The sequence below is a fragment of the Leclercia sp. LSNIH8 genome, assembly GCF_002920195.1.
Lineage (GTDB): Bacteria > Pseudomonadota > Gammaproteobacteria > Enterobacterales > Enterobacteriaceae > Enterobacter.
Map to the genome: position 1 here is coordinate 59,615 of NZ_PQJY01000014.1, position 23,870 is coordinate 83,484.

24 protein-coding genes are annotated in these 23,870 nt (G+C 55.4%); 16 read left to right on the forward strand and 8 right to left on the reverse strand.

Annotated features, from left to right (window positions below; all coding sequences use genetic code 11):
- Positions 1 to 6: 6 nt before the first annotated feature.
- Complete coding sequence (gene metE / locus C3406_RS24005; RefSeq protein ID WP_103825347.1) at positions 7 to 2,268, forward strand: 5-methyltetrahydropteroyltriglutamate--homocysteine S-methyltransferase; 2,262 nt, start codon at positions 7 to 9, stop codon at positions 2,266 to 2,268.
- Positions 2,269 to 2,332: 64 nt separating this feature from the next.
- Here metE and C3406_RS24010 read toward each other — a convergent pair whose 3' ends face one another.
- The 4 genes from C3406_RS24010 to C3406_RS24025 form a co-directional block, all read right to left on the reverse strand.
- Positions 2,333 to 2,743: a Shiga toxin A subunit gene (locus C3406_RS24010; protein WP_476629949.1), complete on the reverse strand. Its 411-nt coding sequence runs from the start codon at positions 2,741 to 2,743 to the stop codon at positions 2,333 to 2,335.
- 32 nt (positions 2,744 to 2,775) lie between these two features.
- Positions 2,776 to 3,144: a tlde1 domain-containing protein gene (locus C3406_RS24015; protein WP_103825349.1), complete on the reverse strand. Its 369-nt coding sequence runs from the start codon at positions 3,142 to 3,144 to the stop codon at positions 2,776 to 2,778.
- Positions 3,141 to 3,638: an Hcp family type VI secretion system effector gene (locus tag C3406_RS24020; protein WP_103825350.1), complete on the reverse strand. Its 498-nt coding sequence runs from the start codon at positions 3,636 to 3,638 to the stop codon at positions 3,141 to 3,143. The genes C3406_RS24015 and C3406_RS24020 overlap by 4 nt, the downstream gene beginning before the upstream one ends.
- A gap of 243 nt (positions 3,639 to 3,881) precedes the next feature.
- Positions 3,882 to 4,685 carry a dienelactone hydrolase family protein gene (locus C3406_RS24025; RefSeq protein WP_103825351.1) on the reverse strand — a complete coding sequence of 268 codons (804 nt, stop codon included), beginning with the start codon at positions 4,683 to 4,685 and terminating at the stop codon, positions 3,882 to 3,884.
- Between the two features lie 251 nt (positions 4,686 to 4,936).
- Between C3406_RS24025 and udp the strand changes: the two genes are divergently transcribed.
- The 9 genes from udp to tatD all read left to right on the forward strand — a co-directional run bounded on the left by udp (position 4,937) and on the right by tatD (position 12,804).
- Positions 4,937 to 5,698, forward strand: coding sequence for a uridine phosphorylase (udp, locus tag C3406_RS24030; RefSeq protein WP_103825352.1), 762 nt, complete (start codon positions 4,937 to 4,939; stop codon positions 5,696 to 5,698).
- Between the two features lie 139 nt (positions 5,699 to 5,837).
- On the forward strand, positions 5,838 to 7,262 hold the full coding sequence (rmuC, locus tag C3406_RS24035; RefSeq protein WP_103825353.1) for a DNA recombination protein RmuC: 1,425 nt from the start codon (positions 5,838 to 5,840) through the stop codon (positions 7,260 to 7,262).
- A gap of 89 nt (positions 7,263 to 7,351) precedes the next feature.
- Positions 7,352 to 8,107, forward strand: a complete 756-nt coding sequence (gene ubiE / locus C3406_RS24040) for a bifunctional demethylmenaquinone methyltransferase/2-methoxy-6-polyprenyl-1,4-benzoquinol methylase UbiE (protein ID WP_103177424.1) — start codon at positions 7,352 to 7,354, stop codon at positions 8,105 to 8,107.
- Between the two features lie 13 nt (positions 8,108 to 8,120).
- Positions 8,121 to 8,726 (forward strand): ubiquinone biosynthesis protein UbiJ, encoded by a 606-nt coding sequence (gene ubiJ, locus C3406_RS24045; RefSeq protein WP_103825354.1) that lies wholly within the window; start codon positions 8,121 to 8,123, stop codon positions 8,724 to 8,726.
- On the forward strand, positions 8,723 to 10,363 hold the full coding sequence (ubiB, locus tag C3406_RS24050) for a ubiquinone biosynthesis regulatory protein kinase UbiB (protein WP_103825355.1): 1,641 nt from the start codon (positions 8,723 to 8,725) through the stop codon (positions 10,361 to 10,363). Before ubiJ ends, ubiB begins: the two co-directional genes overlap by 4 nt.
- A 76-nt stretch (positions 10,364 to 10,439) precedes the next feature.
- A complete protein-coding gene (gene tatA / locus C3406_RS24055; protein ID WP_103177421.1) occupies positions 10,440 to 10,694 on the forward strand; it encodes a Sec-independent protein translocase subunit TatA in 255 nt (84 codons plus the stop codon).
- A 3-nt stretch (positions 10,695 to 10,697) separates the two neighbouring features.
- Positions 10,698 to 11,225 (forward strand): Sec-independent protein translocase protein TatB, encoded by a 528-nt coding sequence (gene tatB / locus C3406_RS24060; protein ID WP_103177420.1) that lies wholly within the window; start codon positions 10,698 to 10,700, stop codon positions 11,223 to 11,225.
- Positions 11,226 to 11,227: 2 nt separating this feature from the next.
- Positions 11,228 to 11,980, forward strand: coding sequence for a Sec-independent protein translocase subunit TatC (tatC, locus tag C3406_RS24065; protein ID WP_103825356.1), 753 nt, complete (start codon positions 11,228 to 11,230; stop codon positions 11,978 to 11,980).
- 41 nt (positions 11,981 to 12,021) lie between these two features.
- Positions 12,022 to 12,804: a 3'-5' ssDNA/RNA exonuclease TatD gene (gene tatD / locus C3406_RS24070; RefSeq protein ID WP_103825357.1), complete on the forward strand. Its 783-nt coding sequence runs from the start codon at positions 12,022 to 12,024 to the stop codon at positions 12,802 to 12,804.
- Here tatD and rfaH read toward each other — a convergent pair.
- Positions 12,801 to 13,292 carry a transcription/translation regulatory transformer protein RfaH gene (gene rfaH / locus C3406_RS24075; RefSeq protein WP_103825358.1) on the reverse strand — a complete coding sequence of 164 codons (492 nt, stop codon included), beginning with the start codon at positions 13,290 to 13,292 and terminating at the stop codon, positions 12,801 to 12,803. The genes tatD and rfaH overlap by 4 nt on opposite strands.
- Positions 13,293 to 13,475: 183 nt before the next feature.
- On the opposite strand from rfaH, the gene ubiD reads away from it, so the two are divergent.
- Both ubiD and fre read left to right on the forward strand, forming a co-directional pair.
- Positions 13,476 to 14,960: a 4-hydroxy-3-polyprenylbenzoate decarboxylase gene (gene ubiD, locus C3406_RS24080; RefSeq protein WP_103825359.1), complete on the forward strand. Its 1,485-nt coding sequence runs from the start codon at positions 13,476 to 13,478 to the stop codon at positions 14,958 to 14,960.
- Positions 14,961 to 15,003: 43 nt separating this feature from the next.
- Positions 15,004 to 15,705: an NAD(P)H-flavin reductase gene (fre, locus tag C3406_RS24085; protein WP_103825360.1), complete on the forward strand. Its 702-nt coding sequence runs from the start codon at positions 15,004 to 15,006 to the stop codon at positions 15,703 to 15,705.
- Between the two features lie 187 nt (positions 15,706 to 15,892).
- Here fre and fadA read toward each other — a convergent pair whose 3' ends face one another.
- Positions 15,893 to 17,056 (reverse strand): acetyl-CoA C-acyltransferase FadA, encoded by a 1,164-nt coding sequence (gene fadA / locus C3406_RS24090; RefSeq protein ID WP_103825361.1) that lies wholly within the window; start codon positions 17,054 to 17,056, stop codon positions 15,893 to 15,895.
- A 9-nt stretch (positions 17,057 to 17,065) separates the two neighbouring features.
- Complete coding sequence (gene fadB, locus C3406_RS24095; protein WP_103825362.1) at positions 17,066 to 19,255, reverse strand: fatty acid oxidation complex subunit alpha FadB; 2,190 nt, start codon at positions 19,253 to 19,255, stop codon at positions 17,066 to 17,068.
- Between the two features lie 187 nt (positions 19,256 to 19,442).
- Here fadB and pepQ point away from each other — a divergent pair, with 187 nt between their 5' ends.
- The 4 genes from pepQ to hemG are packed head-to-tail and all read left to right on the forward strand — an operon-like array spanning position 19,443 to position 23,434.
- Entirely contained in the window at positions 19,443 to 20,774 is a 1,332-nt protein-coding gene (gene pepQ, locus C3406_RS24105) for a Xaa-Pro dipeptidase (RefSeq protein ID WP_103825363.1), read from the forward strand.
- Positions 20,774 to 21,388, forward strand: a complete 615-nt coding sequence (locus C3406_RS24110; protein WP_103825364.1) for an IMPACT family protein — start codon at positions 20,774 to 20,776, stop codon at positions 21,386 to 21,388. The genes pepQ and C3406_RS24110 overlap by 1 nt, the downstream gene beginning before the upstream one ends.
- Positions 21,389 to 21,428: 40 nt before the next feature.
- Complete coding sequence (gene trkH / locus C3406_RS24115) at positions 21,429 to 22,880, forward strand: Trk system potassium transporter TrkH (protein WP_103825365.1); 1,452 nt, start codon at positions 21,429 to 21,431, stop codon at positions 22,878 to 22,880.
- An 11-nt stretch (positions 22,881 to 22,891) separates the two neighbouring features.
- Positions 22,892 to 23,434 carry a menaquinone-dependent protoporphyrinogen IX dehydrogenase gene (hemG, locus tag C3406_RS24120; protein WP_103825366.1) on the forward strand — a complete coding sequence of 181 codons (543 nt, stop codon included), beginning with the start codon at positions 22,892 to 22,894 and terminating at the stop codon, positions 23,432 to 23,434.
- Between the two features lie 122 nt (positions 23,435 to 23,556).
- On the opposite strand, the gene C3406_RS26640 is transcribed toward hemG, so the two are convergent.
- On the reverse strand, positions 23,557 to 23,870 hold a 314-nt coding region (locus C3406_RS26640; protein ID WP_233210593.1), incomplete at its 5' end, for a hypothetical protein.

Here is a 23,870-nt window from a genome sequence, read left to right on the forward strand (position 1 = left end):
CACATCATGACAATTCGCAACCATACCCTCGGTTTCCCGCGCGTCGGCCTGCGCCGCGAGCTGAAAAAAGCGCTCGAAAGCTACTGGGCGGGTAATGCCCCCCGTGATGAACTGCTGGCGGTGGGACGCGAACTCCGTGCCCGCCACTGGGATCAGCAGAAGCAGGCGGGCATTGACCTCCTGCCGGTGGGCGATTTCGCCTGGTACGACCATGTTCTGACCACCAGCCTGCTGCTTGGCAACGTGCCGGCTCGTCATCAGAGCAAAGATGGCTCGGTAGATATCGACACCCTGTTCCGCATTGGCCGTGGCCGTGCGCCAACGGGTGAACCCGCGGCGGCAGCAGAGATGACCAAGTGGTTCAACACCAACTACCACTACATGGTGCCGGAGTTCGTGAAGGGCCAGCAGTTCAGACTGACCTGGACCCAGCTGCTGGAGGAAGTGGACGAAGCCCTGGCCCTCGGCCATCAGGTGAAACCTGTTCTGCTGGGGCCGGTAACGTACCTGTGGCTGGGTAAAGTGAAGGGCGAACAGTTTGATCGCCTGAGCCTGCTGAATGAGATCCTGCCGGTGTACCAGCAGGTGCTGGGCGAACTGGCGAAACGCGGCGTTGAGTGGGTACAGATCGACGAACCGGCACTGGTGCTGGAGCTGCCACAGGCGTGGCTGGATGCCTTCAAACCGGCATACGACGCCCTCGCGGGGCAGGTTAAGCTGCTGCTCACCACCTATTTTGAAGGGGTAACGCCAAACCTTGATACCATCACCGCCCTGTCAGTGCAGGGGTTGCACGTGGATCTGGTCCACGGTAAAGATGACGTGGCAGAACTCCATTCCCGTCTGCCGTCCGACTGGCTGCTCTCTGCCGGGCTGGTGAACGGTCGCAACGTCTGGCGCGCCGATCTGACAGAAAAATATGGTCAGATTAAAGACATCGTCGGCAAACGCGATCTGTGGATCGCCTCATCCTGCTCCCTGCTGCACAGCCCGATAGATCTCAGCGTCGAAACTCGTCTGGATGCCGAAGTGAAGAGCTGGTTTGCCTTCGCCCTGCAAAAATGCGAAGAGCTGGCCCTGCTGCGCGATGCATTGAACAGCGGCGATACGACGGCGATTACCGCATGGAGCGCGCCAATTCAGGCCCGCCGCCACTCTACCCGCGTGCATAACCCGGCGGTTGAGAAACGTATGGCCGCCATCACCGCGAAGGAGAGCCAGCGTCAGAGTCCTTATGAGGTGCGTGCTGAAGCCCAGCGTGCCCGCTTTAAGCTCCCGGCCTGGCCGACCACCACTATCGGCTCTTTCCCGCAGACCAAAGAGATCCGCGGCCTGCGTCTGGACTTCAAAAAGGGCAATCTGGACGCTGGCAACTACCGCACCGGCATCGCCGAACATATCAAGCAGGCGATTGTGGAGCAGGAGCGCCTGGGGCTGGATGTGCTGGTCCACGGCGAAGCCGAGCGTAACGACATGGTGGAATACTTCGGTGAACACCTCGACGGCTTTGTGTTTACCCAGAACGGCTGGGTGCAGAGTTACGGCTCCCGCTGCGTGAAGCCGCCGGTGGTGATCGGTGACGTCAGCCGCCCGGAAGCGATCACCGTCGAGTGGGCGAAGTATGCCCAGTCCCTGACCGACAAACCGGTAAAAGGCATGCTGACCGGGCCGGTGACCATTCTCTGCTGGTCCTTCCCGCGTGAAGATGTGTCCCGTGAGACCATTGCGAAGCAGATCGCGCTGGCGCTGCGTGATGAAGTGGCGGATCTGGAAGCCGCAGGCATCGGCATCATCCAGATTGACGAACCGGCGTTGCGCGAGGGCCTGCCATTGCGTCGCAGCGACTGGGATGCCTACCTGGCGTGGGGCGTGGAAGCGTTCCGCATCAACGCCGCGGTGGCGAAGGATGAGACCCAGATCCACACCCATATGTGTTACTGCGAGTTCAACGACATCATGGATTCCATCGCCGCGCTGGATGCTGACGTCATCACCATCGAAACCTCACGCTCGGATATGGAGCTGCTGGAGTCGTTTGAAGAGTTCGACTACCCGAACGAAATCGGGCCTGGCGTCTATGACATTCACTCCCCGAACGTCCCGAGCGTGGAGTGGATTGAAAGCCTGCTGCAAAAAGCGGCCCAGCGTATTCCGGCTGAGCGCCTATGGGTGAACCCGGACTGCGGCCTGAAAACCCGCGGCTGGCCTGAGACCCGAAGCGCGCTGGCGAACATGGTGAAAGCGGCGCAGAACCTGCGTCAGGGTTAACCCTGGTACACGATTGCCGGGCGGCGTGAGGCTTGCCCGGCCTACGTACGACCTTCCTGAATAATTAAAACTCTCTTGCTATTACCATATACCCATTAAACCTGACTGAGCACTCATCGTCATTTATAAGGCCAGAAGTAATGAATATATCTTCCTTTTTCTCCTTGTTGATGTATGTGTATTTTACCGTCAGGGATTGAGTATTATTTTCATAATAACTGTCCATGTAAGCACCCTCGGGTATTGTCGCTTTACCCTGTGCCACAGCCATTTCATAATCGATTTTTGCTAATGATCGCGCGTACAGTTTTGATACAGGAGAAAGGTCAATGATTTTAATGGTTGTTTTGTTCCGCTGAATAGTCGACGTATCGATTTGTAAGTCTCGCGAAATGGCATTGAATAAAGCGGTCTCCATTGACGCACCGACAATAGCACATCCATTATTATTCGCGTGCGCAAGAAAAGGATACATAATTAATATGTAGAGAGATTTTTTATTAAACATTAATCCTCCACAACGAGTATTTTATCACTGCTTGCAGCAATGATTTTACGACTGGATAAATTTAGGATGATACATCCGTCGGATGCCTCTCCCGGGTGCAATGAACTTTCCCCATGTATCATGAAGCCATCCAGACCGCACATATCGTTCCCGGCGTAGGGAGTTAATCTCATTGTCCATGCTTTAGTTTTAGAATGATAAAAAGCGGGTCCTATTGTATACGTTCCTCTTGGTAGCGGGCCTTTGTTTTTTACGCATTCATGTGCTGAGTCGTTTTTAAACCCAGGCCTACCTGCATACTGACCATCAAACTGATAAGTGCCGTCCAGATAAAATGAGTGCGAACTTACTTTATAAACCCACGTCATACCACAGCCTCCTGCTCAGCATCCCATCTGTCTGTATGAATAATATTTCCATCCAGATAGTGCCATGTGATTATTTCATAAGCTAAATAAAATGTTTCAAGGTGATTGTGCCTTTCAAAAGTGGTATTTTTAATGTCGAACATTAACGGCTCTATTCCATTAACCCTGACATTTTCCATCATTATACGGAAATATTCCTCTTCCTGACCATTATAATTTATACGGAAAAACTTAAGCTCTGCTTGCTTAAATTTTTGACCAGTAGCTACGCCTTTATAAAGGTAAGGCGATGAGCTATCAATTTCTTTGATTAAAGCAAAGTCACCATGGATACGTTTGCCAGTAATTTTACCTGTAAGGTTGTCCGTGGGAAGATCGACAGAATGCATAAACTCTATAATCTCAATGCTTCCTTCTCTTCCTTGTATATTAACTGAACCTTTAACCTGATTTCCTGTATGGTCTGTTAACCAAAGATATACCGGTATAGCCATCCTGTAACCTCCTGTTTGGCAAGTAATATGAATGCCAGCGTACGCCCCACATACAGGAGAGAAAAGCATAACTGTATGGTTAATTTCCTAAAACCTTTTTAATTTATGATGGCTCACAAAATCAGGGAGGCGATTATTATTTAAATAGTAATCCTCTCTGTAGTATATATAAATACATGTTTATATTGCTGGGATTAATAACCATGGATTGTACGCCCGGCAGACGTGCCGGGCGGAAGGGTATTATTTTTTGATGCCATACTGCGCAAACCAGGTCAGCATCCGCTGCCAGCCATCCTTCGCTGACTCTTCGTGATAGCTCGGACGGTAATCGGCATTAAATGCATGTCCCGCTCCCGGATAGACCACAATCTCCGCCGTTGCGTTCGCCGCCCGCAGGGCATGACGCATCGTCTCGACGGTATCCAGTGGAATGCCGGTGTCTTCGGCGCCATAGAGCCCAAGCACGGGGGCGTTTAAATCGGTAGCAATATCGACAGGATGTTTTGGTGAATTCAGGGTTTTCTCGCCGACCAGTTTGCCATACCACGCCACGGCTGCTTTCAGCTGCGGGTTATGGGCGGCATAGAGCCAGCTGATCCGTCCGCCCCAGCAGAAACCGGTCGCCAGCAGACGATGGGGATCGCCACCGTTGCGCGCTGCCCAGTTGGCGACGTGGTCAAGATCCGCCAGCACCTGCGCATCCGGCACTTTACTGACCAGGTTGCTGAACAGGGTAGGGATGTCGCTGTACTCGTTCGGATCGCCCTGACGGAAGTAGAGCTCCGGCGCGACCGCCAGATAACCTTCCAGCGCCAGGCGGCGGCAGATATCACGAATATGCTCATGTACGCCGAAAATTTCCTGAACCACGATGACGATCGGCAATGCCCCTTGCGCATTTTTGGGCCGGGCATGGTAAGCGGGCATATTATCGCCCTGGGTCGGAATCGAGGTCTCCCCGGCGGTAATCGCCTCGTCGGGGGTAGTGACAACGGTTGAGGCTTGCAGATCAGCAGCAGGGGCAAATCCAGATGTTCCAGTCATGGCATTCTCCGTACCAATTAGCGCAAAAGTAAATATAGTCCGCAGGTTAACAATCCACAGTGCCCGAAACAGGCTATCTTTTGTGCAACAGATAACGATATAAGTCGTTAATGTGATGTTAATCACTATTTCATGGTAATTAACTGCAATCAATTTCATTAGCGGTGATGTCTATCACGAAATGAAGCCAGTTCCTTCGGTAAAGTACCGCTTTGCTTCTGCTGACAAACTGACCCACAGAGGAGTTTTCTATGTCTAAGTCTGATGTTTTTCATCTCGGCCTCACTAAAATCGATTTACAAGGGGCTACGCTCGCTATCGTCCCTGGCGATCCTGAGCGTGTGGAAAAGATCGCCGCGCTGATGGATAAGCCGGTTAAGCTGGCAGCCCATCGCGAATTCACGACCTGGCGGGCAGAGCTGGATGGTAAAGCGGTGATCGTGTGCTCAACCGGTATCGGTGGCCCGTCTACCTCTATTGCCGTTGAAGAGCTGGCACAGCTGGGCATCCGTACTTTCCTGCGTATCGGTACGACCGGTGCGATCCAGCCGCACATCAACGTTGGCGACGTGCTGGTCACCACGGCGTCTGTACGTCTGGACGGTGCGAGCCTGCACTTTGCCCCGATGGAATTCCCGGCAGTAGCCGATTTCGAGTGCACCACCGCGCTGGTGGAAGCCGCGAAATCCGTTGGCGCAACCACCCACGTTGGCGTCACCGCCTCGTCTGACACCTTCTACCCGGGCCAGGAGCGCTATGACACCTTCTCCGGCCGCGTGGTAAGCCGTTTCAAAGGCTCGATGGAAGAGTGGCAGTCCATGGGTGTTATGAACTATGAAATGGAATCCGCCACGCTGCTGACTATGTGCGCAAGCCAGGGTCTGCGTGCCGGTATGGTCGCGGGTGTTATTGTTAACCGTACTCAGCAAGAGATCCCGAATGCCGAAACCATGAAGCAGACCGAAAGCCACGCGGTGAAAATTGTCGTGGAAGCGGCCCGCCGCCTGCTCTAATTCCGTTCTCTTATCGACAAAGGCCGACCCGTTCGGCCTTTTTCTTTGCGTAGCCCCTCGCAGAAAACCCTTTTCAAACTGGACGTTTATACAGCACAATCCTATTTTGTGCGGGTCATACCTTGATGCAGGGGGCGTCGTGGATATCTCCATCCTTTTTTATGCCGTTATCGCGCTAATTAGCGTCGGCGTGGGCTGGTTGTTCGCCAGCTATCAGCATGCGCAGCAAAAAGCCGATCAGCTGGCCGAACGTGAAGAGATGGTGGCTGCCTTAAGCGCGTTGAAACAACAGGCGGCGCAAAGCGGACACTGGCGCGACGAGTGCGAGCTACTCAATAACGAACTGCGTAATCTGCGGGATATCAACACCTCGCTGGAAGCCGACCTGCGCGAAGTCACCACCCGCCTGGAATCCACCCAGCTGCATGCGGAAGACAAAATCCGCCAGATGATGAACAGCGAACAGCGCCTGAGCGAGCAGTTCGAAAACCTGGCCAATCGCATCTTTGAGCAGAGCAGCCGCCGTGTTGACGAGCAAAACCGCCAGAGCCTGAACGGTCTGCTGACTCCCCTGCGCGAACAGCTGGACGGTTTTCGTCGCCAGGTGCAGGACAGCTTTGGCCAGGAGGCGCGGGAGCGACACACGTTGGCCCATGAAATTCGCAATCTCCAGCAGCTAAATGCCCAGATGGCCCAGGAGGCAATCAACCTGACCCGGGCGCTGAAAGGCGACAATAAAACCCAGGGTAACTGGGGCGAAGTGGTGTTGACCCGCGTACTGGAAGCCTCCGGCCTGCGTGAAGGGCATGAATATCAGACCCAGGTTAGTATCGAAACAGAATCCCGCGCGCGGATGCAGCCGGATGTTATTGTCCGCCTGCCGCAGGAGAAGGATGTGGTCATCGACGCCAAAATGACACTGGTGGCCTACGAGCGTTACTTCAATGCCGAGGATGACTACACCCGCGAGACGGCGTTGCAGGAGCATATCGCCTCGGTGCGGAACCACATTCGCCTGCTGGGGCGTAAAGATTATCAACAGCTACCCGGCCTGCGCTCGCTTGACTACGTGCTAATGTTTATCCCGGTTGAACCCGCCTTCTTACTGGCGCTGGACCGTCAGCCGGAGTTGATCTCCGAAGCGCTGAAAAACAACATTATGCTGGTGAGCCCCACCACGCTGCTGGTGGCGCTGCGCACCATTGCGAATCTGTGGCGCTATGAGCACCAGAGCCGCAATGCCCAGCAGATTGCCGATCGCGCCAGCCGGCTGTACGACAAAATGCGCCTGTTCGTCGATGACATGTCGTCCGTTGGGCAGAGCCTGGATCGCGCTCAGGATAATTACCGTCAGGCGATGAAAAAGCTGGCCTCCGGGCGCGGCAACCTGCTGGCTCAGGCCGAATCGTTCCGCAGCCTTGGCGTGGAGGTAAAACGCGAGATTAATCCGGATTTAGTCGAGCAGGCCACCGCGCAGGATGAAGAGTACCGGTTGCGTGGCGAGGGCGATGTTCAAAAGACAAACAATACGTTAGCAGAAGCACACGCATCGGCAGACCTGTAGGACGTTATTCCTGGGGTGGTTGAATCGTAGGGCAAATTCGCCCAATCTGTTACACTTCTCGTACATTTGATTGATAAGCAGGCTCTGAGATGGTTGAAGATTCACAAGACACAACGCACTTTGGCTTTCAGACTGTCGCTAAAGCGCAGAAAGCTGACATGGTGGCCCACGTATTCCATTCCGTGGCGGCGAAGTACGATGTAATGAATGACCTGATGTCATTCGGCATTCATCGCTTGTGGAAGCGCTTCACTATTGATTGTAGCGGCGTACGACGTGGGCAAACGGTGCTGGATCTGGCGGGCGGGACCGGCGACCTTACCGCGAAATTCTCGCGTCTGGTAGGGGAAACAGGCCGCGTTGTGCTGGCTGATATCAACGACTCCATGCTGAAAATGGGGCGTGAGAAACTGCGCAATCTCGGTGTGGTCGGCAACGTTGAGTATGTCCAGGCGAACGCCGAGGCGTTGCCTTTCCCGGATAACACTTTTGACTGCATCACCATCTCCTTTGGTCTGCGTAACGTCACCGATAAAGAGAAAGCGCTGCGTTCCATGTACCGCGTGCTGAAACCCGGTGGACGCCTGCTGGTGCTGGAGTTCTCTAAACCGATTATTGAACCGCTGAGCAAAGCCTACGACGCTTACTCTTTCCACATTCTGCCGCGCATTGGTGAAGTGGTTGCTAACGACGCCGACAGCTATCGCTACCTGGCCGAGTCCATCCGTATGCACCCTAATCAGGACACGTTAAAGGCCATGATGCAGGATGCGGGCTTTGACAATGTTGATTACTTCAACATGACCGCGGGCGTTGTCGCCCTGCATCGCGGGTACAAGTTCTGAGTGGAGGTGGCAGATGCCGTTTAAACCCTTGATCACAGCCGGTGTTGAAAACGTACTCAATACCTTTCTGTATCGCTCGCCCGCGCTTAAAACGGCACGCCAGCGACTGAACGGTAAAGTGCTGCGTGTGGTGGTAAAAGAGTTTTCGACCCCGCTGGTGCTGGTATTCAGCGAGCGTCAGCTCGACGTGCTGGGCGAGTGGGAGGGCGAGGCTGACTGCTCTGTTATCACCCATATGAGTACGCTGCCTAAACTGCGCGATCGGCAGCAGCTCACCGCCCTGATCCGTAGCGGGGAGCTGGAAGTCGAAGGCGATATCCAGGTGGTACAAAACTTCGTTTCGCTGGCTGACCTGGCGGAATTTGATCCGGCAGAACTACTGGCTCCCTGGACGGGCGATATTGCCGCAGAGGGGATCAGTAAAGTGCTGCGTGGCGGTGCCTCATTGCTGAAAAAAGGTTTTCAGCGTCAGCAGCGCTATGCTGCGGAGGTGCTTACCGAAGAGTGGCGCATGGCCCCCGGGCCGCTGGAAGCCGCATGGTTTGCAGAAGAAACCGCCGCGGTTGAACGTTCGGTTGATGCACTGACTAAAAGGCTTGAAAAGCTGGAGGGCAAATGACGCCAGGTGAAATTCGGCGCCTCTATTTTATCATCCGCACCTTTTTGAGCTACGGGCTCGATGAGTTGATCCCTCGAATGCGCATTACCTTGCCGCTGCGCCTCTGGCGGCAAACGCTATTCTGGATGCCAAATCGCCATAAAGACAAGCTGCTCGGTGAGCGTCTGCGGCTGGCGTTGCAGGAGCTGGGTCCGGTATGGATCAAGTTCGGCCAGATGCTCTCGACCCGCCGCGATCTCTTCCCCCCTCAGATTGCCGATCAGCTGGCTCTGCTGCAGGATAAAGTCGCCCCGTTCGATGGCCGGCTGGCAAAGCGGCAGATCGAAAAAGCGATGGGTGATCTCCCGGTTGAAACCTGGTTTGATGATTTTGACATCCAGCCGCTGGCTTCGGCCTCTATCGCTCAGGTTCACACCGCGCGGCTGAAAGAGAACGGCAAAGAGGTGGTCATCAAGGTGATCCGCCCGGACATTCTGCCGATCATCAGAGCCGACATGAGACTCATCTACCGCCTGGCTCGCTGGGTGCCGCGTCTACTGCCTGATGGCCGTCGCCTGCGTCCGATGGAAGTGGTACGTGAGTATGAAAAGACGCTGATTGATGAGCTAAATCTGCTGCGTGAATCGGCGAACGCCATTCAGCTGCGCCGCAACTTTGAAAACAGCCCGATGCTGTATGTGCCGGAGGTCTACTCCGACTATTGCAGCCAGGACATGATGGTGATGGAGCGCATCTACGGCATCCCGGTATCGGACGTCGCGACCCTTGAAAAGCAGGGCACCAACATGAAGCTGCTGGCCGAACGTGGCGTGCAGGTCTTCTTTACCCAGGTGTTCCGCGACAGCTTCTTCCATGCCGATATGCATCCGGGCAATATCTTCGTTAGCTACGAGCACCCAGAAGATCCGCAGTACATCGGCATTGACTGCGGTATCGTCGGCTCGCTGAACAAGGAAGATAAGCGCTACCTGGCTGAGAACTTTATCGCCTTCTTTAACCGCGATTACCGTAAAGTGGCTGAACTGCACGTCGACTCCGGTTGGGTTCCACCGGACACCAACGTCGAAGAGTTTGAGTTCGCCATTCGTACGGTTTGTGAGCCCATTTTCGAGAAACCGCTGGCGGAGATCTCGTTTGGCCATGTGCTGCTGAACCTGTTTAATACCGCCCGACGCTTCAATATGGAAGTGCAGCCGCAGTTAGTTTTACTTCAGAAAACATTACTTTACGTTGAAGGGGTGGGGCGGCAACTCTATCCTCAGTTAGACTTATGGAAAACGGCAAAACCGTTCCTTGAGTCATGGATCAAAGACCAGGTTGGGCTGCCCGCGCTGGTCCGCTCCCTGAAAGAGAAAGCGCCGTTCTGGATTGAAAAAATGCCCGAAATTCCTGAACTGGTGTACGACAGTTTGCGTCAGAGCAAAAATCTGCAACATAGCGTGGATAAAATTGCCCGCGAGCTGCAGACCAATCATGTGCGTCAGGGCCAGTCCCGGTATCTGTTTGGCATAGGCGCCACGCTGTTATTAAGCGGCACGCTATTGCTGATCAACCGTCCTGACTGGGAGTTGATGCCCGCCTGGCTGATGGCCGGTGGAGTGGTGGTCTGGCTGGCAGGATGGCGTAAAACACGCTGAATTGCATCGCTATCACAGGGCCGCATAACGTATAATGCGGCCTGATTAATTTATCATCTACAACTGAGGAAGAAGTATGGGTGGTATCAGTATCTGGCAATTGGTGATTATTGCCGTCATCGTCGTGCTGCTTTTCGGTACCAAAAAACTGGGTTCTATCGGTTCCGATCTTGGTGCCTCCATCAAAGGCTTCAAGAAAGCGATCAAAGATGATGACGAGAAGCAGGACAAATCCAGCCAGGACGCGGATTTCACTGCTAAATCTATCGCCGATAAACCAGACGACGTCAAAAAGGAAAATGCTAAACGCCACGATAACGAGCAGGTGTAATCCGTGTTTGATATTGGTTTTAGCGAACTGCTGCTGGTATTCGTGATTGGCCTCATTGTACTGGGGCCACAGCGTTTGCCGGTGGCAGTAAAAACTATTGCAGGTTGGGTGCGCGCGCTGCGTTCGCTTGCGACAACGGTTCAAAACGAGCTGGCGCAGGAGCTTAAGCTGCAGGAGTTTCAGGACAGCCTGAAAAAAGTGGAGAAGGCGAGCATGGATAACCTGACGCCGGAACTCAAAGCCTCCATGGATGAACTGCGCGAAGCGGCGGAATCCATGAAGCGCTCCTACAGCGTTAACGACCCGGAAAAAGCGAGTGATGAAGCCAACACCATTCGCAATCCGCTGGTCAAAGATAACGAAGCGCAGCACGAAGGCGTAACGCCTGCTACCGCAGAACACCAGGCCAGTGCGCCCGAACAGACGCCTTCAGAGCCGGTGATCAAAAATTCAGAACCGACGCCAGCGTCCGCAGAGAAGAAGCCTGCCCCCGTCGCTGATGCGTCCCCCTCGTCGAGTGATAAAGCGTAAATATGGCAGTAGATGACACTCAACCGCTGATTACGCACCTGATCGAGCTGCGTAAGCGCCTGCTGAACTGCATTATTGCGGTCTTCCTCATTTTTATAGGCCTGGTCTATTTCGCCAACGACATCTATCAGGTGGTCTCTGCGCCGCTGATTAAACAGATGCCGCTGGGGGCAACCATGATTGCGACCGATGTCGCGTCGCCCTTCTTCACGCCGATTAAGCTGACCTTCTGGGTGTCGCTGATTGCCTCTGCGCCAGTGATCCTTTACCAGGTCTGGGCCTTTATTGCCCCTGCGCTGTATAAGCATGAACGCCGTCTGGTGATCCCGCTGCTGGTCTCCAGCTCGCTGCTGTTTTATATCGGCATGGCCTTCGCCTACTTCGTGGTCTTTCCCCTGGCCTTTGGCTTCCTGGCAAACACCGCGCCGGTAGGGGTCCAGGTCTCGACGGACATCGCCAGTTATCTGAGCTTTGTGATGGCGCTGTTTATGGCCTTCGGCGTGGCGTTTGAAGTGCCGGTTGCCATCGTGCTGCTCTGCTGGGTGGGGATCACCACGCCGGAAGACTTACGTAAAAAACGGCCATACATTCTGGTGGGTGCCTTTGTCATTGGCATGCTGCTGACGCCGCCGGATGTCTTCTCGCAAACCCTGCTGGCAATCCCGATGTATTGCCTTTTTGAGGTCGGCGTCTTCTTCTCGCGCTTCTATATTGGAAAGCGACGTGAAGATCACGAGGAAGAGTCAGAAGAATAAAACCAACCGCCCGCCAGGGCGGTTGTCATATGGGAGCGAGTATGTTTGATATCGGTCTGAACCTGACCAGCCCGCAGTTTGCCCAGGATCGCGATGAGGTCGTTACCAGGTCCTTTGCCGCCGGGGTAAAGGGCTTACTGCTGACGGGCACCAACCTCCATGAAAGTCAGCAGGCGCAGCAGCTGGCGCAACGTTACGATCGCTGCTGGTCAACGGCAGGCGTTCATCCTCACGACAGCAGCCAATGGACGACAGAGAGCGCAGTCACGCTGCGGGCGTTAGCCGCCTCGCCTGAGGTGGTGGCAATCGGAGAGTGTGGTCTCGACTTTAATCGCAATTTCTCTACCCCCGCCGAGCAGGAGCATGCCTTTAGCGCCCAGCTTGCACTGGCCGCGGAGCTGGGTATGCCGGTATTTATGCACTGCCGTGACGCTCACGAACGCTTTCTGGCGCTGCTGGAACCCTGGCTGGATAAACTGCCCGGCGCGGTGCTGCACTGTTTTACCGGCACGCGTGAAGAGGCGATAGCTTGTCTGGATCGTGGATTGTATCTGGGGATCACCGGCTGGGTATGTGATGAACGACGCGGGCTGGCGCTACGCGAGCTGCTGCCGGTTATTCCTGCCGAGCGCCTGCTGATTGAGACCGATGCGCCGTACCTGCTGCCGCGCGATCTCAGCCCTAAACCGGCCTCACGGCGTAATGAACCGGCTTACCTGGGACATATCATTGAACGGGTCGCCCACTGGCGCGGCGAAGAGACGCAGTGGCTGGCTGCGCAGACGGATGACAACGTGCGTCGTCTGTTTGGCGTCGACTTTTAAACTTTGCGGAAACTGGTGTTTTTCACGCTCTGCTTCACTTCTTTATTCAGTAAGTTCAGCAGCAGCATGGAGCGGGCTTCCCCATCCGGCTCAGCGAAAATCGCTACCAGCCCTTCGAACGCCCCTTCGGTGATCACCACATCATCGCCGGAGAAGGGCGTATCAGGATCGGTCATGTCTTCTGGCTGTTTATAAACCGAGAGCTGGTGGATGACGGAAGAGGGCACCGTGGCCGGATGAATGCCAAAGCGCACGAAGTGACTGACACCGCGCGTCGCACTGATGGTGGTGGTGTGGATCACTTCAGGGTCGAATTCAACAAACAAATAGTTCGGGAACAGTGGTTCACTGACGGTTGTGCGCTTACCGCGAACCATTTTTTCCAGCGTGATCACGGGCGTCAGACAGTTCACCGCCTGGCGTTCCAGATGTTCCTGAGCACGCTGAAGTTGCCCACGCTTGCAATACAGTAAATACCAGGCCCGCATAATGACTCTTTTCCGCTTGTTATGCCGGCAAGCATATCAAAACCCTGGCGGGATCGCTAAGCTGATTATAATGGCCGTACGCAGAAGAAGCCTTGAATCTTCACGCTAATTTAACAAAAATACAGCATCACGCAGTCTTACGCCGTATAATGAACCGCATACAGAGAGAGCTTGACTAACTGCATGAAATACAACGATCTACGCGACTTCCTGGAACTGCTGGAAAAGCAGGGCGAACTCAAACGCATTACCCTGCCTGTCGATCCTTATCTGGAGATGACAGAGATTGCCGACCGCACCTTGCGTGCCGGTGGGCCCGCGCTGCTGTTTGAAAACCCGAAAGGCTACACCATGCCGGTGCTCTGTAACCTGTTTGGCACACCCAGGCGTGTGGCGATGGGGATGGGGCAGGAAAATGTCAGCGCGCTGCGTGAAGTGGGTAAGCTGCTGGCTTTTCTGAAAGAGCCTGAGCCACCAAAAGGTTTTCGCGATCTCTTTGATAAGCTGCCGCAGTTTAAGCAGGTGTTGAACATGCCGACCAAACGGCTGCGCGGTGCGCCCTGCCAGCAGAAAATTGTGGAAGGCGATGCGGTCGATCTGACCCGTATTCCCATCATGCAGTGCTGGCCAGAAGACGCCGCCCCGCTGATCACCTGGGGTCTGACCGTGACGCGCGGTCCGTACAAAGAGCGGCAGAACCTCGGGATCTATCGTCAGCAGCTCATCGGTAAAAACAAACTCATTATGCGCTGGCTGTCGCACCGCGGCGGCGCGCTGGATTTCCAGGAGTGGTGCGCAGCCCATCCGGGCGAACGCTTCCCGGTCTCCGTGGCGCTGGGTGCCGATCCAGCCACCATACTCGGCGCAGTGACGCCGGTGCCAGACACGCTGTCGGAATATGCCTTTGCTGGGTTACTGCGTGGCACCAAAACCGAAGTGGTCAAGTGCGTTTCTAACGATCTGGAAGTGCCCGCCAGCGCTGAAATCGTCCTCGAAGGCTACATCGAGCCAGGGGAGTTGGCCCCGGAAGGGCCGTATGGCGACCACACCGGCTATTACAATGAAATAGATAACTTCCCGGTATTTACCGTGACCCACATTACCCAGCGGGAAGATGCGATTTACCACTCCACCTATACCGGCCGTCCGCCGGATGAACCCGCGGTGCTCGGTGTGGCGCTGAACGAAGTCTTTGTGCCGATCCTGCAAAAGCAGTTCCCGGAGATCGTTGATTTCTATCTGCCGCCGGAAGGGTGTTCCTATCGCCTGGCGGTGGTAACCATTAAGAAGCAGTATGCGGGTCACGCTAAACGGGTAATGATGGGCGTATGGTCTTTCCTGCGCCAGTTTATGTATACCAAGTTTGTGATCGTTTGCGATGATGACGTCAACGCCCGCGACTGGAATGACGTGATCTGGGCCATTACCACGCGTATGGATCCGGCACGCGATACGGTCTTAGTCGAAAACACGCCAATTGATTACCTGGATTTTGCCTCGCCGGTTTCCGGTCTTGGCTCAAAAATGGGACTGGATGCCACCAATAAATGGCCCGGCGAAACCCAACGTGAATGGGGTCGACCGATCAAAAAGGATCCTGAGGTGACTGCGCGAATTGACGCGATCTGGGATGAACTGGCCATAATGAATAACGGTAAAGACGCCTGAATGCGCCCGTTATGCCCTATAGACTTCCCGACAGAGAGAGCGAATGACAACCTTAAGCTGTAAAGTGACCTCGGTAGACGCTATCACCGACACTGTATATCGCGTCCGTTTAGTACCTGAATCGGCGTTCTCCTTCCGCGCTGGCCAGTATTTAATGGTGGTGATGGATGAGCGGGATAAGCGCCCTTTCTCAATGGCCTCCACGCCGGATGAGCAAGAATTTATCGAGCTGCACATTGGGGCGTCGGAGCTCAACCTGTATGCGATGGCGGTGATGGATCGCATTCTGAAAGAGAACGTGATTGAAGTTGATATGCCTCACGGCGAAGCCTGGCTGCGCGATGACGAAGAGCGTCCGCTGATCCTGATTGCCGGCGGCACCGGTTTCTCCTACGCGCGCTCTATCCTGCTGACGGCGCTGGCGCGTAACCCGGACCGGGATATCACCATCTACTGGGGTGGCCGCGAGTCGAAGCACCTTTACGATCTGTCCGAGCTGGAAGCGCTGAGCGTGACCCATCCAAACCTGCGCGTTGAGCCGGTGGTGGAGCAGCCGGAAGAGGGATGGCGCGGCCGCAGCGGCACCGTGTTAACGGCGGTACTGCAGGATCATGGCACCCTGGTAAATCACGATATCTATATTGCCGGTCGTTTCGAAATGGCGAAAATTGCCCGTGACCTGTTCTGCAATGAGCGCGGTGCGCGTGAAGATCGTCTGTTTGGCGATGCGTTTGCCTTTATTTGAGACGAAAAAAACCCGCCCCTGACAGGCGGGAAAACGGCAACTAAAACTTTCTCTCTTCGCCAATGGCGCCATAACTGCGTTGGCTGCGCTCGCTCACCCGAATCACTTACTTCAGTAAGCTCATCGGGATTCGTTCACTGGCCGCCTTGTTCTGACGCCATTGGCTTTGAGATAACCTCTTGTAGATTTACACCCTCTCAAATACCGTTGCGATCCCCTGACCCAGGCCGATACACATGGTCGCCAGACCAAACTGGGCATCTTTGCGTTCCATCAGGTTAATCAGCGTGGTGCTGATACGCGCCCCGGAACAGCCCAGCGGGTGACCCAGCGCAATGGCACCGCCGTTGAGGTTAATCTTTTCGTCAATCTGATCCATCAGGCCGAGATCCTTAATGCACGGCAGGATCTGCGCGGCGAAGGCTTCGTTCATCTCGAATACGTCGATATCGCTGGTGGAAAGCCCGGCTTTTTTCAGCGCCAGCTTTGAGGCCGGTACCGGGCCATAACCCATAATCGACGCATCGCAGCCCACTACCGCCATCGAGCGGATACGGGCGCGCGGCGTCAGACCCAGCTCGCGGGCGCGGCTTTCGCTCATCACCAGCATGGCGGCAGCACCATCGGAGAGGGCGGAAGAGCTGCCCGCCGTCACGGTGCCGGTCACTGGATCAAAGGCTGGTTTCAACGTCGAGAGCGCTTCAACGGTGGTTTCCGGACGGATCACTTCGTCGAAGTAGAACTGCTTCAGCACGCCATCGGCATCGTGGCCGCCGGTCGGCAGGATCTCATTTTTGAAAGCGCCGGACTGCGTCGCGGCCCAGGCACGAGCGTGCGAGCGGGCGGCAAAGCTGTCCTGCATTTCGCGGCTGATACCGTGCAGACGGGAGAGCATCTCCGCCGTCAGCCCCATCATGCCTGCGGCTTTCGCCACGGTGCGGCTCATGCCGGGATGGAAATCGACGCCGTGGTTCATCGGCACATGGCCCATGTGTTCCACGCCGCCAATCATGCATACCTGCGCGTCACCGGTCATGATCATGCGTGCCGCATCATGCAGGGCCTGCATCGACGAACCGCACAGGCGGTTGACGGTGACAGCCGGTACCGAGTGCGGGATTTCCGCCAGCAGCGCGGCGTTACGGGCAATGTTAAAACCCTGCTCCAGGGTCTGCTGTACGCAGCCCCAGTAGATGTCGTCCAGCGCGGTGGCGTCCAGCGCCGGGTTGCGCGCCAGCAGGCTACGCATTAAATGTGCGGAGAGATCTTCCGCGCGCACGTTACGAAATGCGCCGCCCTTCGAACGGCCCATCGGGGTGCGAATTGCATCGACAATGACAACCTGTTCCATTGTGACTCCTTAAGCCGTTTTCAGTGCGCCAACCGGACGGGCAGGCTCAACCGGGGGATAGTACGCTTCGTTATTACGCGCTTTGGTACGCAGACCTTCCGGTGCATGATACAACGCGCCGAGATGCTCGTACTGTTGCGTCATATCCAGATAGCGGGCGCTGCCGAGCGTATCCAGCCAGCGGAACGCGCCGCCGTGGAACGGAGGGAAGCCCAGGCCGTACACCAGCGCCATATCCGCTTCCGCTGGGCTGGCGATAATGCCCTCTTCGAGACAGCGCACCACTTCGTTGACCATCGGGATCATCATGCGGGCAATAATCTCTTCGTCGCTGAAATCGCGCTTCGCGTGGCTGACCTCTGCCAGCAGGCTGTCCACGGCTGCGTCTTCCTCTTTCTTCGGCTTACCTTTGCTGTCTTCTTTATAACGCCAGAAGCCGAGACCGTTTTTCTGACCGTAGCGGTTCGATTCGAACAGGGCGTCGATGGCATCGCGGTAATCTTTCTGCATGCGCTGCGGGAAGCCTGCCGCCATCACCGCCTGGGCGTGATGCGCCGTATCAATACCGACCACATCCAGCAGATAGGCCGGGCCCATCGGCCAGCCAAACTGTTTTTCCATCACTTTGTCGATCTTGCGGAAATCTGCCCCGTCGCGCAGCAGCTGGCTGAAACCGGCAAAGTAGGGGAACAGTACGCGGTTGACGAAGAAGCCCGGGCAGTCGTTCACCACAATCGGGGTTTTGCCCATCTTGCTGGCCCACGCCACCACTTTGGCGATCGTTTCATCGGAGGTCTTTTCTCCGCGAATCACTTCAACCAGTGGCATACGGTGCACCGGGTTAAAGAAGTGCATGCCGCAGAAGTTTTCCGGGCGCTTCAGCACGCTGGCAAGCTCGCTGATTGGAATGGTAGAGGTGTTGGATGCTAGCACAGTCTCCGGGCGAACCTTCTCTTCTGTTTCCGCCAGCACCGCTTTTTTCACTTTCGGGTTTTCAACTACCGCTTCGACGACCACATCCACGCGATCGAAACCGCTGTATTCCAGCGTCGGATGAATAGTGGAGATTACGCCGGAGAGCTTCAGACCGTCGATCTTGCCGCGCTCCAGCTGTTTGTTCAGCAGCTTCGCTGCTTCGGTCATGCCCAGCGTCAGGGATTTCTCATTGATATCTTTCATCACAACCGGCACGCCTTTCCAGGCCGACTGATACGCAATACCGCCGCCCATAATGCCCGCACCCAGCACCGCCGCCTGTTTTGGCGTCTCGACATTTTTGGTCAGCTGCTTCGCTTTGCCCTTCACGAACTGATCGTTGAGGAAAATACCGACCAGCGCACGGGCTTCGTTGGTGTGAGCCAGCGGAACGAAACTTTGGTTTTCTAATTTCAGTGCTTCGTCACGGCCCAGACGTGCGGCGGCTTCGATGGTTTTCACCGCAGTGATCGGCGCCGGATAGTGTTTACCCGCCGTCTGCATCACCATGCCTTTAGCGATGGTGAAACTCATGGTGGCTTCAATTTTACTTAAGTGCAGCGGCTCCAGTTTCGGCTGGCGTTTCGCTTTCCAGTCGAGATCGCCGTTAATCGCCTGGCGCAGTATCGCCAGTGCACCTTCATGCAATTTTTCCGGCTTAACGACGCCATCCACCAGACCGAGCTTTAACGCCTGATCGGCACTGACATCTTTACCCGCGGCGATAATTTCCAGGGCGCTGTCGGCACCCAGCAGGCGCGGCAGGCGTACCGAGCCGCCAAAGCCCGGCATGATGCCCAGCTTCGTTTCAGGCAGACCAATGCGCAGATCCGGCGTCGCCAGACGATAATCGGTCGCCAGCACGCATTCACAGCCGCCACCCAGCGCATAACCATTAACCGCAGAAAGGGTCGGGACCGGCAGATCTTCCAGACGGTTAAAGACGCTGTTGGCGAAATGGAGCCACTGGCTCAACTGCTCCTGGGGCACCAGGAACAGCGAGAGGAATTCGGTGATGTCTGCGCCGACAATAAATGCCGCTTTTTCGGAACGCAGCAGCAGACCTTTTAAATCGGTTTGTTTTTCAAGAACGTCCAGCGCCTGGCCAAGGCTGGCCACGGTTGCGGTATCAAGCTTGTTCACTGAGCCGGGGGCGTCGAACACCAGTTCGGCAATGCCACCTTCCAGCCAGTCTACGTACAGGGTGTCGCCTTTGTAGAGCATGTCGGTCTCCTGAATCCAGCAATTGGATCTGGTCATACCAGATGATTCGGAGTGTGGGATTTGTGTTAATGAAATGCAAATTACTCATTAAATAATTGTAGGTCTGATCACGATCGGCGGAGATCACGCAGCCTTTCTGAGGTGTGCTAAGATGCGGATACTTGAGGTCAAAACAAAAGGAAGAACGATGGACTCACTGGCCGCGCTGTATAAAAATCATATTGTTACGTTACAGGAACGTACCCGCGACGTACTGGCTCGCTTTAAGCTGGATGCTTTGCTCATCCATTCCGGGGAGCTGTTTAATGTCTTTCTCGACGATCACGCCTATCCCTTCAAGGTGAACCCGCAATTTAAAGCCTGGGTACCGGTAACCCAGGTTCCCAATTGCTGGTTGCTGGTGGATGGTGTGAACAAGCCAAAACTGTGGTTCTACCTGCCGGTGGATTACTGGCACAACGTGGAACCGCTGCCGACCTCTTTCTGGACGGAAGATATTGAGGTGATCGCCCTGCCGAAAGCTGACGGCATTGGCAGCCAGTTACCTGCTGCCCGAGGCAACATTGCCTATATTGGCCCGGTGCCGGAGCGTGCGCGCGGTCTGGAGATCGCCGCCGATAACATCAACCCGAAAGGCGTTATCGACTATCTGCACTACTATCGCTCCTATAAGACCGACTATGAGCTGGCGTGCATGCGTGAAGCGCAAAAAACCGCGGTCAACGGCCATCGTGCGGCGCACGAAGCCTTCCTGTCCGGCATGAGCGAGTTCGACATTAACCTGGCCTACCTGACGGCCACCGGCCATCGTGATACCGACGTGCCTTACAGCAACATCGTGGCGCTGAATGAGCACGCGGCGGTGCTGCACTACACCAAACTTGATCACCGCGCGCCGTCCGAAATGCGCAGCTTCCTGCTGGATGCCGGTGCGGAGTACAACGGCTATGCCGCTGACCTGACGCGCACCTGGGCCGGCAACAGCGATACCGAGTTCGCCCAGCTGATCAAAGATGTGAATGAAGAGCAACTGGCCCTGATCGCCACCATGAAGGCCGGGGTGAGCTACGTGGATTACCACATTCAGTTCCATCAGCGCATCGCGAAGCTGCTGCGTAAGCACCAGATCGTCAGCGATATGAGCGAAGAGGCGATGGTGGAAAACGACCTGACCGGGCCGTTTATGCCGCACGGGATCGGTCATCCGCTGGGTCTGCAGGTACATGATACCGCTGGCTTTATGCAGGATGACACAGGGACACATCTGGCGGCGCCGTCCAAATATCCCTACCTGCGCTGCACCCGCATTCTGCAGCCACGTATGGTGCTGACCATCGAGCCGGGCATCTACTTTATTGAGTCGCTGCTGGCGCCGTGGCGTGAAGGACAGTTCAGCAAACACTTCAACTGGCAGAAAATCGAAGCGCTGAAGCCGTTTGGTGGGATCCGTATCGAAGATAACGTGGTGATCCACGAGAACGGTACTGAAAACATGACGCGAGATCTGAAGCTGGCGTAATGGAAAGCTGGCTCATACCGGCAGCGCCGGTCACCTTTACGGAAGAGATCAAGAAAAGCCGTTTCATCACGCTGCTGGCGCATACCGACGGCGTGGAGACGGCGAAGGCGTTTGTAGAGACAGTAAGAGCGGAACATCCCGACGCCCGCCACCACTGCGTGGCATGGGTGGCCGGGCCGCCTGACGACTCGCAAAAGCTCGGGTTCTCGGATGATGGTGAACCGGCGGGCACGGCGGGCAAACCCATGCTCTCGCAGCTCATGGGCAGCGGCGTTGGCGAAATCACCGCCGTCGTGGTGCGATACTACGGCGGCGTGTTACTGGGAACGGGCGGGCTGGTCAAGGCCTATGGCGGCGGCGTCCAGCAGGCGCTTAATCAGCTGACGACTATCCGCAAAACGCCACTTACCGAATATACTTTATTGTGCGATTACGCCCAGTTATCCGGCATCGAGGCATTGCTGAAGCAGTATCAGGGCCTCATCGTACACAGTGACTACCAGGCGATGGTGCACTTGCGGGTGGCATTACCCCAGGCTTCGCTTCCGGCATTCTCAGCAAAACTGGCTGATTTTAGTCGTGGTTCGTTGCAATTACGGCCAATTGAAGAATAATCCCCACCCTACTTATTGAATACCAAAGGAAGCGGCAGAGATGCATTTTCGTGCCATAACCCGAATCGTTGGATTGTTGGTCATACTCTTTTCCGGGACGATGATCCTCCCGGGACTGGTAGCGCTTATTTATCGGGATGGTGCGGGCCGCGCCTTTACGCAGACCTTTTTCGTCGCGCTGATGATTGGCTCCCTGCTGTGGTGGCCTAACCGCCGTCAGAAAGGGGAGCTGAAATCCCGGGAAGGCTTCCTGATCGTGGTGCTGTTCTGGACCGTGCTGGGCAGCGTGGGGGCATTACCCTTCATCTTCTCGGAACAGCCCAACCTGACCATCACCGATGCCTTCTTTGAATCCTTCTCCGGGCTGACCACCACCGGGGCCACCACGCTGGTGGGGCTGGACTCATTACCTCATGCCATCCTCTTTTACCGGCAGATGCTGCAATGGTTCGGCGGTATGGGGATCATCGTATTAGCCGTGGCGATTCTGCCGATACTGGGCGTCGGAGGGATGCAGCTCTACCGTGCCGAAATGCCGGGGCCGCTGAAAGATAACAAAATGCGCCCGCGTATTGCCGAGACGGCCAAAACGTTATGGCTGATCTATGTGCTGCTGACTGTCGCCTGTGCGCTGGCGCTGTGGTTCGCCGGAATGCCAGCCTTTGATGCCATTGGCCATAGCTTTGCCACCATTGCCATTGGTGGGTTCTCAACTCATGATGCCAGCGTCGGCTATTTTGACAGTCCGACAATCAACACCATCATTGCTATCTTCCTGCTTATCTCCGGCTGTAACTATGGTCTGCACTTCTCTTTACTCAGTGGCCGTAATCTGAAGGTCTACTGGCGCGACCCGGAATTCCGCATGTTTATCGGCGTGCAGCTGACGCTGGTGGTGATCTGCACCCTGGTGTTGTGGCTACACGATGTCTATGCCTCGGCGGTCACCACCCTGAACCAGGCCTTCTTCCAGGTGGTATCTATGGCTACTACCGCAGGCTTTACTACCGACAGCATTGCGCGCTGGCCGCTCTTCCTGCCGGTCCTGCTGCTCTGTTCGGCCTTTATCGGCGGCTGTGCCGGTTCGACGGGCGGTGGCCTGAAGGTGATCCGCATCTTGCTGCTCTTTAAACAGGGGAACCGCGAGCTTAAGCGTCTGGTGCACCCGAATGCGGTTTACAGCATCAAACTGGGCAACCGCGCACTGCCGGAGCGTATTCTGGAGGCGGTGTGGGGCTTCTTCTCTGCCTACGCGCTGGTCTTTATCGTCAGTATGCTGGCGATCATCGCGACGGGCGTGGATGACTTTTCGGCCTTTGCTTCCGTTGTCGCCACACTGAACAACCTGGGGCCGGGCCTTGGCGTGGTCGCAGACAACTTTGCCAGTATGAACCCAACCGCGAAGTGGATCCTGATTGCCAACATGCTGTTCGGGCGACTTGAGGTCTTCACGCTGTTGGTTCTCCTGACACCAACATTCTGGCGCGAATAAGGGAGCCGTTTGTGAAAACATTAATTCTATTTTCAACGCGCGACGGGCAGACGCGGGAAATTGCCGCTTTTCTGGCTTCTGAGTTAAAAGAGCAGGGTATCTATGCGGATGTCGTCAATCTGAACCGCACCGAAGAGATTGCATGGCAGGAGTATGACCGCGTGGTGATTGGCGCCTCGATTCGTTACGGCCATTTCCATCCTGCGGTGGATCGCTTCGTGAAAAAACACACGGCAACGCTGAATAGCCTGCCGGGCGCTTTCTTTTCTGTGAATCTGGTGGCGCGTAAAGCGGAAAAGCGTACGCCGCAAACCAACAGCTACACGCGCAAGTTTTTACTGAACTCACCCTGGAAGCCAACTGCCTGTGCCGTCTTTGCAGGCGCGCTGCGTTATCCGCGTTACCGCTGGTACGATCGCTTTATGATCCGCCTTATTATGAAGATGACAGGCGGCGAAACGGATACCCGTAAAGAGGTGGTCTACACCGACTGGTCCCAGGTCGCCAGTTTTGCCCGGGAAATTGCGCAATTAACCCGCAATCCGCGGCTTTAATAGTCGCACAGGTCGAAAAATAAGCGAACGGTAAACTTTTTAATATTTCTGCTTGTCACCGTCAGATAACTCCCTATAATGCGCCACCACTGACACGGAACAACGGCAAACACGCCGCCGGGTCAGCGGGGTTCGGTAAGAACCTCACGGAGAAAAGCGAAAATAATCGCTTGACTCTGAGGCGGGGAAGCGTAATATGCACACCCCGCGCCGCAGCGAAAAAGCGAAGCGGCACTGCTCTTTAACAATTTATCAGACAATCTGTGTGGGCACTCAAAGTGACATGGATTCTTAACGTCCTCGGACGAAAAATGAATACCAAGTCTCTGAGTGAACACGTAATTCATTACGAAGTTTAATTCACGAGCATCAAACTTAAATTGAAGAGTTTGATCATGGCTCAGATTGAACGCTGGCGGCAGGCCTAACACATGCA